This window comes from Limnoraphis robusta BA-68 BA1 (assembly GCF_034932365.1).
Classification (GTDB): Bacteria; Cyanobacteriota; Cyanobacteriia; order Cyanobacteriales; family Microcoleaceae; genus Capilliphycus; species Capilliphycus robustus.
Window position 1 is genome coordinate 129,497 of record NZ_JAYGHR010000005.1, and the last position, 14,544, is coordinate 144,040.

Consider the following 14,544-nt stretch of genomic DNA (forward strand, 5'->3'; position numbering starts at 1 on the left):
TCCTATCCTAGCAGGCTTCTTTGTTACAGGTCAATGCAGACAGCTTATCGGTTCAAGATACAGCCGCATAGAGAGCAAAAAGCAATGCTGTTAGATTGGCAGCACAAAATCGGCTCTCTATATAATCTGTGTCTGAGAGATCGAATTGATAGTTACTACCAGACAAAAATACTGGGTAATTACTGTGATTTAAAAACCCAAGCCTCAGCTTGTCCATTAACTTGTTCAGTTAATAAGTCAGCATCGTTAGGAAATCCCTGGAAAACTGAAAATCAGAGTTGTAGACGTTCAAACAAAAAGTTCAATCCTAGACGGACAGCTTACGAAATGTACTCTTCTCTGGCTACTGAGTGGAGACAGACAAAGCCCTGGTATTCTACTGTCAGTTCTGATGTTCTCCAACAGTCTTTGAGGCATTTAGACAAGGCTTTTATAGGCTTTTTTAAACACGGTAGAGGTTTTCCCCAGTTCAAACGTCACTATGATGTCGGGATAGAATTTAAACCAAAAACAGTCAGAATAACGGGTAACAGAATCACCTTTCCTGTTTTAGGACAAATGAAGTTTTTTCTGTCCCGTGAAATTCCCGAAACTTGGGAAGTAAGAACTGTCACTCTCAAAAAAGAGGTTGACGGTTGGTACGCCTCAATTCTTTTAAGAGATGAGACTGTACCTGATTTTCCGGTAAAGACTGAACAAGAAATCAAGACCTGTATTGGTGTTGATGTTGGAATCAAGAAACTGGCATCTCTAAGTAACGGTGAACTAATCGCTAACCCTCGTTTTGATAAGCAGTCCGAACGAAGATTGAGAATTAGGCAGAGACGTTTAAACCGTAAGAAAAAAGGCTCTAATAATAGAAAAAAGGCTGCTAACCGAGTAGCTAGAGTTCACCAGAGGAGCCGTAGACAAAGACAGGATTATCAGTGGAAAGTAGCCAAACAGATTGCTGAGTCTGCTGATTTGATTGTGTTTGAGGACTTAAATGTTAAGGGAATGAAAGCTAGATGCAAACCTAAGTGGAATGAGGAAAAACAACGATATCTCCGAAACAATCAATCAGCTAAATCTCAACTGAATCAAGGGATATCAGACGCTTCCTGGTATTCTCTTCAACTCAAAACCAAGTATCAAGCGAGATCCTTAGGCAACTGGATAACTGAGATTAACCCCAGAAAGACTTCTCAAGAATGTTCTCAATGCGGTTATGTCAGCCCCAAAAATCGTGATGGTGAAAAGTTTGTGTGTGAATCATGCGGTCATCACGAAGATGCAGATATTGATGCGGCAATTGTAATCGGAAATCGTGGAATTAAACTTTTAAAACTTGGTTCAACCAAGCTACTGGTGGTCAGCCAGAAAGTCACGCCCAAGTCTGAATCAACAGGCTCTCGCAAGGGGAATAAATCACTACTGTTGGGTGGTGAGTCTGGGAATCCGCGCACAAGTCAAATCGGTACAGTTATCGTTGTTTGATTTGTTGGAATGGAACAGTGGGTAACTACTGTCAGAATCTAAGACCGTAATTTAAAATTCGGTCTTAGAGGTTCAATCTTGAGAATATTGCTATTTTTCATCTAAAATGCACAAAAACAAGTATTTGTCAATCTATAAAATTAACAAATTGATTGACAGACTCAGATTCACAACCGGGAAAAGTAAGCTTCTTGCAGACCAGTGTTAATATCGATTTATCACTTGTATCCTTGAATCAACGGTGACACTATCGACTGATCCAATGACTTTGGCAACAACGCTTGCAAATCGGTGGCGTTCCCAACTCCAGAACGACTACCCAAACCACAGTAGCAGCACAAGCGAAAGTATTATACAGTGGTTGCTAGGGTCAAATTTGGCGGCGTTGGAAAGCTTTACACCCACTGAACAATCAGCCTTTGAACAAGGGGTAAACTTTCGCTATCGTGTCTTGCAACAACGCTATCTAGACGTTTCCCCTGAACAAGCCTATCGCAACTTGATGAAGCGATTGGGGAGTTTAGTCATTTTACGTCAGAAAATTCAGGCTTGGGTGGCGACCAGTCGAGATCGTCAGCGAAATGTGGTCGATGTCTTACAAGAAGTGATCCAAGAAATGCTGAATAGCGATCGCTACCTACAGCAGCAACTTCAATGGATCGCGGAATGTACAACGGATTCTCGCTTGCGAAATGCTCTGTTACTCGCGAGTTTGGAAGAATACTGTCTGCGACCGATTCGCAATCAACCTCTATTAGTTTATCGCTTTGTTAACTATTTGCGTCGTTCTCAACGGGGGGGATTAACCCAAGTTCCGACAGGTGAGTGGGTGCGACAAGTCTCAGAGGAGATGATTTCTGATGAAACCGAAGAAAGAATTAGTTTGCTTGATGAACAAGCTGTTGCTCAATACGAAGATAGCCAACAACTCGAAGAACAGCAAATTCAACGTTTAACGGTACAAGCCGAGTTTGAAACCTACCTCAGAGAAAAAGTAGATCCGATTGCCGCTCAATGGTTACAATTGTATTTGAAAGGAGAGTCTCAAGAAGCGATCGCCCAGGCGTTGAATCTGCCAATTAAGCAAGTCTATCGTTTACGAGAGAAAGTCAGCTATCATGCTGTTCGGAATTTTGCCTTAAAACACGCACCTGAGTTAGTTAACGGTTGGTTAGGAACGTCTTTGTCAGAAAACCGTCTAGGCTTAACCCCCAGTCAATGGGAAGAGTATTGGCATAGTCTGACTCCGATACAACGTCAACTGATAGAAGATTTGATAGCAGGTCAAACCATTGAAGCGATCGGCAAACGTCTCAACTTAAAAACGACTCAAGTTCTCAGTGAATGGACAAAGCTTTACTTGAATGCTCAAGCGATTCGCAATCGATAAATGCTGCGGTCAATGATAACAATGAATGTCTTTTGAACAGGAGATGAAGTTGAAAAATTCAGTTCTTCAAAGTGTTTCTATTAAAGCAATTGAGCCTAGAGTTAAAAGCCTGGGGAAGAAAGATCAAACTTGAGGAGTTGACAGATCCGATCAAATATCCTACTCTAAGCGTAGAACTTGAGTTGAGACTGTAGAACGGTAGAGTTTTGTTGATATAAATACTCAAAGTCAAGCCACATCTATTATCCAAGAAATCTGGAGGAAAAAAGCAAATCGATGAGTCGATCAATGTTAGCCTCTGTAAAGAATTGGAAATAAATATTGCGAAACCCCAAAATGATTTGACTGATTGCTGCTGATCTACTTAAAGAGCATATAAAATCTAAGTATACTGAACCATAACAAGATTCTTTGATAAGTACAAGTAAGGGTTTTTCGTCTACTTCTAAATTCTTAATAAGTTCAAATTTGAATTAATGGTCATCCTATAGCATATGTATTTACCTAGTAAAAGAGTATTGAGTTCGGCGATTACAGCACTGCGGTTTGAAGACCAGATGGAAACGATTCTCCACTGGGCAAGTCGCCATGAGAGTCGTATGGTGTGCGTGGCGAACGTTCACATGGTCATGGAAGCCTATTGGCAGCCTAAATTTGCTCAAATTCTACACAACGCCGATCTCGTCACACCCGATGGAATGCCCTTAGTGTGGATGTTAAAGAAAATGGGCGTTCCTCAAGATAGGGTGGCGGGAATGGATATTTTATTAAGATTATGTCAGTCAGCCCCTTCATACTATGTTAGCGTTTTTTTCTTGGGATCGGAAACTCAAATTTTACAGAATATTGAAAATAGACTGATTCAAGACTTTCCTAAGTTGCAAGTCGCTGGGTTACGTTCTTTACCCTTTAGACCCCTCAACCCGGCTGAAGATGAAGCTGTTATTCAAGAGATTAATGATAGTGGTGCTGGAATTGTCTTTGTGTCTCTCGGATGTCCTAAACAAGAGCGGTTCATGGCTCAACATCGGGGAAAAATTAAAGCCGTAATGATTGGAGTGGGAGCCGTTTTTCTGATCTATGCCGGACTGCTGACTCGCGCACCCATCTGGGTTCGAGAAGCCGGCTTAGAATGGTTCTACCGTTTGGTACAAGAACCGACTCGGCTTTGGGAGCGTTATACTCAGACTATCCCTCCTTTCGTTTGGTTAGCCGTCAAACAATTGCTGACAGAATCTCAACAGGATCAACTCTATTCCCGACTTCCCCTGTATCGACCCGTCGGCGAAATGTTATTAGAAGCAGGCCTACTTTCTAACGAACAAGTTTCTACTATCTTACAGGCTCAGGCAGAAGACCCGAAACGGCGCTTTGGAGAAATTCAAGCTCAACAAGGGTGGTTGAAACCGGAAACCGTAGACTTTTTTGCTGAAGAAATTCCTCGTTTAGCAATAGAAAAGCAAAAAAAACCCATCGGTTATTACTTAAAATCTGCCGCTCTCCTCAATGATGATCAAATTGACATCATCCTTAGAGAACAGCAGAATAATCGTTTACGATTTGGAGAAATAGCCGTTCAAGCCGGATGGATAAAACCAGCCACGATTAATCTCTTACTTGAATATATGGAGCCTCGATACCTCCCACAAGAGGATTATCATTATCACCTCACAGCCGAACCCGAGACTCCCCAAAAATCCCCTATTCACGGTGGCTAAAAGTAGCTCAAAATCTAGAGAGAGTTAGAGAAACCTGATTAAGTTGGGTTATCCTCTAACCCTCTTTTCACTTTGATTTTGAACGGTTATAAGTTACTTTGAATTAGCTCCCGATACAAACTCTTGGGTTGAACACCTTGTAGGTTTTTGACCAGTTCTTTGTGCTTAAATAACTGAATCGTCGGCGTTCCATTCACTCCCGCATTTTGAGCAATTTCAGGATCTTGCTCAATATCAATCTCAACAAAGTGCATCTTACCCTCAAACTCATCAACCACCTTATCTAATATCGGCTTCAGACGGTGACAAGGCCCGCAGTTGGGAGAAACATATTTCACCATAATCAGGCGATCGCTCTGGTGGTACAACTTCCGCAGCGCATAACCCCCCAGATGACGAGTGGCTTGGGGGTCAAAGCTTTCCTCAGTATCGGCTACACTTTCTGAAGGGGTTTTTTCTTTGGCGGGTTCTGGGGTTTCGGCTTGCTTAAATTCCTGCACTAAGCCATTTGCAGATAACCACCGTTCTGCTAACATTGCCCCCATACAACCACTTCCGGCGGCAGTAATTGCTTGACGGAACTCATGATCTTGAACATCTCCCACCGCATAAACCCCTTCTACAGAGGTTTCTACACTGCCATGTTGGGTGACAATATAACCCGTCTCGTCGAGTTCAATTTGTCCTTTGACAATTTGAGTATTAGGAGTGTGGCCGATCGCATAGAATAACCCACCCGCCGGGAGTTCGGTTTGTTCACCTGTTTGTCTATTAACTACCCGAACTCCTTCCATTTTGCCATTCCCGAACACATCGACGGCTTCTGTATTCCAGTGAACGGTGATTTTCGGATGTTCTAATACCCGTTGCTGCATAGCTTTACTGGCTCGGAGTTCATCTCGACGCACCAACAAATGAACGTGAGAGCCGTATTTCGTCAAATAAACCGCTTCTTCTGCTGCCGTGTCGCCGCCCCCAATCACTGCGAGTTCAACCCCTTTGAAAATCGGACTCGCTCCATCACAAATCGCACAAGCCGATATTCCGTGACTCCAGAATTTCTGTTCACTGGGTAAATTTAACCGTTTGGCGGTGGCTCCTGTTGCCAATATAATCGTATGGGTTTTGACTTCTCGTTCGTCTGAACGCACGGTAAACGGACGTTGACTCAGATCAACTTCGATCACGTCTTCGGTGTACAACTCGGCTCCCCAACGTTCCGCTTGAGCCTTCATTCTATCCATGAGTTGTGGCCCGGTGATCCCTTCTGGAAAGCCCGGAAAGTTCTCAACTTCGGTGGTGGTCATGAGTTGGCCGCCGGGAATTCCACCCATTTGATAACCTTCAAACAGCACAGGCTTGAGGTTGGCTCGTCCGGCATAGATGGCGGCTGTATAACCCGCAGGCCCCGAACCAATAATCACAACGTTTTCGACTGCTGGATTCGTCATTGCCCCTTATTTAAACTCATAACGACTTCGTTTAAGACTATTATAGCGAGTCTTTGGTAAGATTTCAAACGCTAAGACGTTGAGCCTCTGCCTAAGCGAAAGACAGTTCTAACGATTAGTCTACAATTAATATATCCCATCGCTTCAGTCGCTTTAAAATTGTTTTGGCACTCAGAAGTAAACGAACCGAATCAAAAAGTAACGAGAGCAAAACTTTATTCCTCGAAAAAATATTGACCGCCATGAAACAATCTGATAGTATTAATAGAATCAGCGACAGTCTCAATCTCAAAAGCCACTACACTCGAAAAAATTGCTAATCCCGTCAAAAGAATATCAGTTTTTGTTGTAAACTTTTACCGGAAACCACCAACCGACACAATGCAAAGAGTTTTAGAACCGGAAGTCATGGATACTTGGGAGGAAGCTGTTGAGTATGATTCAATGGACTTCACCGCAGTTAATACCGCCTTTGCGGAACAGAGTTTGACATTAGGGCCACAAAAAGCCCAAGTTCTCGATGCTGGAACCGGAACCGCTCGCATTCCCATTTTAATCGCTCAACACCGCCCTGACTGGGAGATTATCGCGATCGATTTGTCGGAAAATATGTTAAAAATTGGTCAGCAAAATGTAGATCTTGCGAAGGTACAAACTCAAATCCAATTAGAACGAGTAGATGCCAAAAAATTACCCTATTCAGACGCTCAGTTTGATTTAGTGATTTCCAATAGTATTATTCATCATTTAAGCAATCCCATTCCCTTTTTACAAGAATTAAAACGAGTCCTAAAACCCCAAGGTGGAATTTTTTTGCGGGATTTATTGCGACCCGTTGACGAAGCGACAAGAGATGAATTAGTCGAACAATATGCCGGAGATTGTAACGCTCATCAAAAACAACTGTTTCGAGACTCACTCAACGCCGCTTTTACCTTAGAAGAAATCAATCAAATGATAACAGAAGTCGGTTTAGAAGGAGTAAAAATCTATCAATCCAGCGATCGCCATTGGACAGTCGAACGAGCAAGTCTTTACAGTTTACAGTGACCCTAGCCTGACGGCACGGCGAAGCGCCTACGGGTTCGCTAGTTGCTGTTTCCTTCGACATCATCCTGGAGCGGAGTCTAACTCAGAGTAGGATCAGGGTAACATCCGATTAATTTTCATAACCAAATTTTAACAGCTAAACCGATGAGCATTCGCGGTATTGACGTTTCTGACTATCAACCCAACGTAGACTGGAAAGCCGTTGTCGATGCGGGGATTACCTTTGCATTCATTAAAGCAACAGAAGGTGAAAGCTTTGTCGCTGAACTGTTTAACACCTACTGGAAACAAAGCAAAGCCAACGGCCTGTTACGAGGAGCATACCACTTCTTTCGACCCAGTGCGAGTCCCCAAGGACAAGCTTATAACTTCCTGGCGACTGTCAAGCCAGAAGCCGGAGATTTACCCCCCGTTTTAGATATCGAAACCACTGATGGTTTAGACTCGCAAACGCTGTGCGATCGCGCTCAAGAGTGGATAGAGATCATCGAACGAGAAAGCGGATTTCGTCCCATTATTTACACCTATCCGGGATTTTGGCAAAGTTTAAATACTAAACGTTTTTCCGAGTATCCGTTGTGGATTGCTCATTATACCACAGCCGAACAACCGTTAATTCCAGGCGGTTGGAAAACCTGGCTATTTTGGCAATTTACAGATAAAGGCGAAGTCACAGGTGTCAATGGTGGAGTCGATGTTAACCTATTTGAAGTTTCCACAACAGGGGCGACTGGATCAAAAGTAGAAGATTTGCAAAGCCGATTAAAAAATCGTGGATTTGATCCAGGGTCAATTGACGGGATTTTTGGAAATGGTACCAAAACAGCAGTATCAAAGTTTCAGAAATCTATGGGATTAAGCGAAGATGGAATTGCTGATTTAAAAACCTGGACTGCGTTACTCGGTAAATTTGAATCTTCAGTGCTTCCGACACCTGAACCGACACCTGAACCGACACCGCAACCGAAGCAGGATTTAATCGCGATCTGCAAAGCCTATAAAGGAGAACCCCGTCAAAACGAAGCGTTAAAATGGTTGCAACAGCAGATTCTAAAGACAATGCTACTGGAATTTACTCGACGTTGGCGGAATCAATCTCAACTTCCGAGTCGTTCAGTTGATCTGATTGATGTTTGTAAATATTATCGGGAATTATCCACTCAAGACGTATCTCTGCGGTGGTTACAAAGACAAATTCCGATAGCAACTTGGGAGGAATTTGAACAAAAATGGAATCAACCTCAAGTTCCAGTCAGTCAGCCCGATATTCGCTTAGTTGACGTGTGTCAATATTATCAAGGATCTCCCACCCAGAAAGAAGCCCTCGAATGGCTACAAACTCAAATTCCTTCAGAGACACTCTCTGAATTTGCTCAACGTTGGCGAAAACCCAATTCTAAATCCAAAAATGATTAGGCTGTAATGGTAGCGAAATCTGTTCAAGCTTTGTCACCTATAGCACTACGCATTATGGTTAGGACATTAGTAAAAACTGAAAGCCTGCTTTCGTCTACTTCTGACTTCTGACTTCTGACTTCTGACTTCTGACTTGCGCGTAGCGCTATAGTAGGGGTGCAAGGCTTGCACCCAAAAAAACACTTGCACCCAAAAAACACCGCTTCAACCGGGTGCATTTCATCTGATGAAAAACTGATTCCAACTGCAAACTAGACTTTTTTCAAGATATTCGATCAACTTCAAATAGCAGGTGTTTACAGAAGTTGCCAACCAGAGCCAGTCAGTCTAGGGCGAATAATGGGTTATGATAACCGTCAATAGGGTTTTAACTCTATTAAACATCAAGTCACAAGGTGATCAGATGCGATCTGCGAACTCTAGAACAACTTCAGACCGATCCGAAGCGCAGAATACAGGGCATTTCAACCGTCGTGAGTAGCCGAACCCCATTACGCTTATGGAAACAACTTCCTTTGACATTACTCTGCTGATGGTGATCACAATCATTAGTGGAATAAGCGCTCAAGTTTTAGCAGACTACCTCAAAGTACCTGCGATCGTCTTCCTATTGCTATTTGGGATTATCGTCGGTAATGATGGTTTAGGGTTAGTCCATCCCAACCTACTGGGTGAAGGATTAGAGGTGATCGTATCACTCTCGGTTGCTCTGATTCTGTTTGAGGGCGGTTTAAGCCTAGAACTTAGGGATCTAGGACAAGTTTCTGGAAGCATCCGTAATTTAGTCACCTTTGGCACCCTAATCACCCTCACAGGCGGCGGAATGGCTGCCCACTGGTTAGGTGAATTTCCTTGGCCGATCGCCTTTCTTTACGCTTCATTGGTGGTTGTCACCGGGCCTACCGTAGTCGGGCCGTTACTCAAACAGGTTTCTGTTGATCGTCGAGTCGCCGCCTTACTCGAAGGAGAAGGGGTTTTAATCGATCCAGTCGGTGCCATTCTCGCCGTTTTAGTCCTCAACGTTGTCTTAAGCGGGAACGCCAACCCCCTAGAACTTTTTCAAGAACTGATGATTCGCCTGGGAATTGGGGCGGCGCTTGGGGTGGCTGGAGGTGGGTTGCTGGGTTGGAGTTTAAAAAAAAGCCAATCTCTCTCTGAAGAACTGAAAAACCTGATTGTTTTAGCCGCCCTTTGGGGTTTATACGATTTAGCGGAAGTCGTTTACAGCGAATCTGGACTGATGACGGCGGTTGTGTCGGGGATGATGGTGAGAACGGTCGGTGTACCCGAAATGCGACAACTGCGGCGATTTAAAGGTCAGTTAACTATGCTGTCTGTCTCCGTATTATTTATTTTACTGGCGGCTGATCTATCGTTAGAAAGTATTGTCGCTTTGGGTTGGGGAAGTGTTCTGACCGTTTTGGCTTTAATGTGGATCGTTCGCCCGATTAATGTTTGGCTTTGTACTCTCAATAGCAATCTCAACTGGCGACAAAAAGCATTTGTCTCTTGGGTTGGCCCTAGAGGAATTGTCTCGGCTTCTGTTTCCTCTCTGTTTGCCATTTTATTAACCCAACGGGGAATGAACGGCGGAGACTCTATTAAAGCTTTAGTCTTTTTAACGATTATTATGACGGTTGTGATTCAAGGGTTAACAGCTCGTTCGATGGCAAAGTTATTAAGGATTACCTCTAGTTCTGCAACCGGAGCTGTTATTGTTGGTTCTAACCCGATTAGTCGCTTAATTGGACGCTTATTTCAGGAGCGGGGCGAATCTGTGGTGATTATCGATACTAATTCTGAAGCTTGTGAACAGGCTAAACAAGAAGGTTTGCGAGTTTATCAAAGTAGTGCCTTAGATCCCAATGTGTTAGAAGAGGCTGGTCTCGAATCTATTGGTACTTTTTTAGCAATGACCAGTAACGGAGAAGTTAATCTGGTCTTATCGGAACGCGCCGCAGAAGAATTTAAACCGCCTCGTGTTTTGGCACTCTTTCCTCGTGATCCGCAATCAAAAGCCTCAGCTAATAAAGAAAAAGTACAACAAGCTTTTATCCCCGATTTCTCCTTAAAAAAGTGGAATAAGTTCATGGAAAGTCAAGAGGTGAAGTTGGGAGAAACGACTCTCAAACAACCCGGATTAGAGTTTCAACGATCGCATTTACAAGCCTTAATTCGTTCTAATGAATTGCTTCCTCTGTTAGTAGAACGACAAGGAAATTTACAAGTTTTACCGGCTTCGGAAACATGGCAAATTGATGATCGGATTATTTATTTACTCCATGATCCTAAGCCCAAGCTTCTCAGACGCCTATCCGGTTCACAACAATCAACTTTAACCTTAGAAACACATCCCGTTGTTGAAGAAGTTCCTATCCCTACTCCTGCACTGAAAGAAAAAGAAAGCGAAGCTTTAGAAGAAGTCCCTGTCGATTAACACTGATGTTCTCATAAAATAGAACAGGCGATTTTCCCCCGCTAGTTCCCTAGACAGAGAGGTTTGACAGATTAGTACCTTCAATCTGTGTCTTAGGACTTAAATCTGACAAAAAAGGCCTTGTTGAGCTTGCACTTTCTTTACAGTTTAGTTACATTTATTCACAGAGAACAACAAGTTTCCTGAAAGGAGATTGCCACATGGAAAACCAAAATCGCTTACCCCAAGAGCAAAATCACAACGAGTGGAACTGGGGCTTTACAGCCGGATCTGAAACCTGGAATGGTCGTCTTGCCATGATCGGCTTTATCTCGGCCGTGATCATCGAACTCGCTTCTGGACAAGGTGTATTACACTTCTGGGGTTTGATGTAAGCCTAATGTAATGGAAGATTTGTACACAATGGCAGTCTCCATTACACTAGCTCTTTATTAAAATGTAGGAAGATTATAACATGACTTGGGAGTTTTCGATGACTCTCAAGCTTTTTATTAGCAAAAAAAAGTAAGGGCAAAGCTGAAACAACGTCCTGACTTTGCCCATTCACGCCAAAGACCGCCTTAACGAATGTACTCTTTTAAGATGCTGTTGCGGTTGGGATGGCGCAACTTCCGCAGAGCTTTTGCTTCGATTTGACGAATCCGTTCACGAGTGACATTGAAGATTTGACCAATTTCTTCAAGCGTCTTCATCCGACCATCATCTAAGCCATAGCGTAACCGTAAAACGTCACGTTCACGGGGACTCAGAGTATCTAAAACACTTTCGAGGTCTTCCCGCAGCAGGTTTTTGGACACCTGATCTTCGGGGGTTTCTCCATCAGACTCAATAAAATCACCCAAGCGAGAATCTTCTTCTTTACCAATCGGTGTTTCCAAAGAGATGGGGAGTTGGGCTGATTTCGCAATAAACCGCAACTTCTCAATGGTCATTTCCATCCGAGTGGCAATTTCTTCCTCTGTGGGTTTACGACCCATTTCTTGGGAGAGTAATTTAGTCGTCTTTTTGATCCGAGAAATGGTTTCATACAGGTGAACCGGAAGCCTTATTGTCCGAGATTGATCAGCGATCGCTCGGGTGATGGCTTGACGAATCCACCAAGTCGCGTAGGTACTGAATTTGTAACCTTTTTCGTGATCAAACTTTTCAGCCGCCCGAATCAATCCCAGACTTCCTTCTTGAATTAAGTCTTGGAATGATAAGCCTCGATTCATATACTTTTTAGCGATCGAAACCACTAAACGGAGGTTAGACTGCACCATCTTATCTTTCGCCCGTCTTCCGTGGAAAAGACGGCGACGGAATTCAGGTAAGGCCATGTCAACGGCACTTGCCCATTCCCGGTCTTCGGGTTCTCGATGGTGATGTTCGATTAGCTTTTCCCGTATTCGCTCTAACTCAAGTAAGTCGGCGATTTTACGCGCTAATTCAATTTCTTCATCAGCTCGTAATAATCGAATTCGACCTATTTCTTGGAGATAGAGTCTAATCGAATCCTCAGTGTAGTGTTTTTTCTTCGCCTGAGTCCGACGCCGTGACTTAGCAACTCCTTCTGACTTGCTTTCGTCTTCTTCATCAGACTGAGATTCTAGATAATCTTCGTCTTGACTATCATCATCTTCAAGCAGAAAGTCTAATTCATGTTCCGGTCGGGCTCGGGTTGAACTTTGAAGCAATTCGATCGGTTCCATCTCCGGCTGAATGGGGGTTGCGAGTCCGGTGTTCGTCTGGATCATGCCGCGTTCCTCATGCTCCTCAATGCAAGAATCAATCACTATAAACAATTAGTAGTTTGTCTATTTCTAGACAGTTTAGCCAATTCTAACCGCAATCACAGTTTGATTGGGGTTTAGCCGACTTCTTGAGTAAACTCGACTTCACTCAAATTATCGACATTGGATTTAAACAACACCGATTGGTGTTTTCACCATTGCAGTTAGACCTTTCTGATTGTAGCCTCTCTCATACAAAATGCACGGCCTCGCTACAACTTCTAGGTGGGTACTGGGATTAAAAGTTGAAATTCCTCAGATTTTGCAATTGGGGTCTGGCTGCTACAAACCCTCGACATTTTTCTGCTAACCGCAGAATTACAGGGGTTTGGGAAGGAATTCCTCAACACCAACTAGCTTTGATCTCTAGTCATTAGAAGACAGCTTTTCAGAAGTTGACCCTTGCTGGAAAAACCTGTTGCCTCAATCAGCAGGTTAGTGGATATAACGATTTGGGGAAGTTTAATGATCTTCGCCTGTAGACTTTTTAGTCTCTAACATCATCTTAACCCAATTGAGACAACTGACTGAGTTGCTCCAGCCCATTAGCTTGCAAAAGCAAACCGGATGTTCACAACTTACAAGAGAAACTGTCTGAACTTAGTTCCTTTTTTGTACGTTAACTCAAATCTGAAAAATTGGTGCCTACTCTAATGTTAAATCAAGTTAAGCTTTTGACGCCATCTTTTTGTGAAATCTTGATCAACTTGTTCTATTGTTTTAAACTTCAACTGCTGAATATTTAAGATAAAGATCACAGTTAATATACATATCTTTACATTGATTGGATTAATCATTAAGTTCTTGTGAAGAGAGTCACACCCCATTGAGACCTACTAGCGTTGATTTCTCAGGCGAGGGTTTACCCAATCATTTAACCCTTCTCCCAACAGCGATAATCCCACCACCATAAACGTTAAGGCTAATCCCGGAAAAAAAGCAGTCCACCAAATCCCCGTCGGTAAAGCTTCCAGCGCTAAACGTAAATCATGTCCCCATTCTGGAGTCTCTTCCGGTAATCCTAATCCCAAAAATCCCAAACTTCCTAACGTTAAAATGGCATCAGCCGCATTCAGGGTAAACAAAACAGGCACACTCTGAATCACATTCATAAACAGATAACGGGATAACACTGTCCAGGTATCCGCCCCCAGGGCTTGCGCGGCTTCAATAAATAATTCTGTTTTAACACTTGTGGTATGATTACGAACCACCCGATAATATTGGGGAACATAAGCGATACTCAAGGCGATCGCTGCATTCAAAATTCCTCGCCCAACTACAAACGCTAGGGTAATCGACAGCAACAGTCCGGGTAAGGTATAGACTGCATCCATGACAAACAGCAACCCTCGGTCTAGTTTTCCCCCCAAATAACCACTGACGAGTCCCAACGGTACCCCAATGATCAAACTTAACCCGGTGGCTAATAGCAACACCTTCCAAGCCGCCTGGACACCAAAAAGGGTTCGGGAAAAAACATCATAGCCCTGACGATTGGTGCCAAACCAATGTTCTAACCCTGGGGCTTGGTGAATGGGGTTCGAGAGAAACTCTGTTGGACTTTGAATCCATCCCCAAGCCAAAAAGACTGGAGACAATACCGTTATCAGAATAAAAACCAGTGTTATCCCCAAACCCACCAACATCATCCGAGTTGAGAGATTGGGTTGTTTCCAGAGACTTAGAACTTCTAAGAAGCGAGATTTAGCAGCCGTCATTGACAATTGTACAGATGAGTTCGGGTTAATTGTCTCATAAACCCGAATCGAAGGACGAAGAAGTGAGCATTGAATAATCTAATCATCCCGTAGGAGCGATCATTTTCCATCCG

At 43.3% G+C, this 14,544-nt stretch carries 10 protein-coding genes; 7 read left to right on the forward strand and 3 right to left on the reverse strand.

Features of this window, described 5'->3' with window-relative positions; translation table 11 throughout:
- The first annotated feature begins 33 nt into the window (after positions 1-33).
- From VB836_RS04375 to VB836_RS04385, 3 genes are all read left to right on the forward strand, one after another.
- Positions 34-1,476 (forward strand): RNA-guided endonuclease InsQ/TnpB family protein, encoded by a 1,443-nt coding sequence (locus VB836_RS04375; RefSeq protein ID WP_323218173.1) that lies wholly within the window; start codon positions 34-36, stop codon positions 1,474-1,476.
- A 262-nt stretch (positions 1,477-1,738) separates the two neighbouring features.
- Positions 1,739-2,866 (forward strand): HetZ-related protein 2, encoded by a 1,128-nt coding sequence (locus VB836_RS04380; protein WP_323218174.1) that lies wholly within the window; start codon positions 1,739-1,741, stop codon positions 2,864-2,866.
- Positions 2,867-3,360: 494 nt separating this feature from the next.
- Positions 3,361-4,584: a WecB/TagA/CpsF family glycosyltransferase gene (locus tag VB836_RS04385; RefSeq protein WP_323218176.1), complete on the forward strand. Its 1,224-nt coding sequence runs from the start codon at positions 3,361-3,363 to the stop codon at positions 4,582-4,584.
- Between the two features lie 86 nt (positions 4,585-4,670).
- Here VB836_RS04385 and trxB read toward each other — a convergent pair whose 3' ends face one another.
- On the reverse strand, positions 4,671-6,035 hold the full coding sequence (gene trxB, locus VB836_RS04390) for a thioredoxin-disulfide reductase (RefSeq protein WP_046276998.1): 1,365 nt from the start codon (positions 6,033-6,035) through the stop codon (positions 4,671-4,673).
- 381 nt (positions 6,036-6,416) lie between these two features.
- On the opposite strand from trxB, the gene VB836_RS04395 reads away from it, so the two are divergent.
- From VB836_RS04395 to VB836_RS04410, 4 genes are all read left to right on the forward strand, one after another.
- Positions 6,417-7,085, forward strand: coding sequence for a class I SAM-dependent methyltransferase (locus VB836_RS04395; RefSeq protein ID WP_323218177.1), 669 nt, complete (start codon positions 6,417-6,419; stop codon positions 7,083-7,085).
- Between the two features lie 144 nt (positions 7,086-7,229).
- Positions 7,230-8,501 (forward strand): GH25 family lysozyme, encoded by a 1,272-nt coding sequence (locus VB836_RS04400; protein WP_323218178.1) that lies wholly within the window; start codon positions 7,230-7,232, stop codon positions 8,499-8,501.
- Positions 8,502-9,000: 499 nt separating this feature from the next.
- Positions 9,001-10,938: a cation:proton antiporter gene (locus VB836_RS04405; RefSeq protein ID WP_323218179.1), complete on the forward strand. Its 1,938-nt coding sequence runs from the start codon at positions 9,001-9,003 to the stop codon at positions 10,936-10,938.
- A 200-nt stretch (positions 10,939-11,138) separates the two neighbouring features.
- Positions 11,139-11,312 (forward strand): chlorophyll A-B-binding protein, encoded by a 174-nt coding sequence (locus VB836_RS04410; protein ID WP_046277958.1) that lies wholly within the window; start codon positions 11,139-11,141, stop codon positions 11,310-11,312.
- Positions 11,313-11,498: 186 nt separating this feature from the next.
- Here the strand turns inward: VB836_RS04410 and rpoD are convergent, their stop codons facing one another.
- Together rpoD and VB836_RS04420 are read right to left on the reverse strand one after the other, a co-directional pair.
- Positions 11,499-12,674 (reverse strand): RNA polymerase sigma factor RpoD, encoded by a 1,176-nt coding sequence (gene rpoD / locus VB836_RS04415; protein ID WP_046277959.1) that lies wholly within the window; start codon positions 12,672-12,674, stop codon positions 11,499-11,501.
- A gap of 872 nt (positions 12,675-13,546) precedes the next feature.
- Entirely contained in the window at positions 13,547-14,431 is an 885-nt protein-coding gene (locus tag VB836_RS04420; RefSeq protein ID WP_323218181.1) for an ABC transporter permease, read from the reverse strand.
- Positions 14,432-14,544 lie beyond the last annotated feature (113 nt).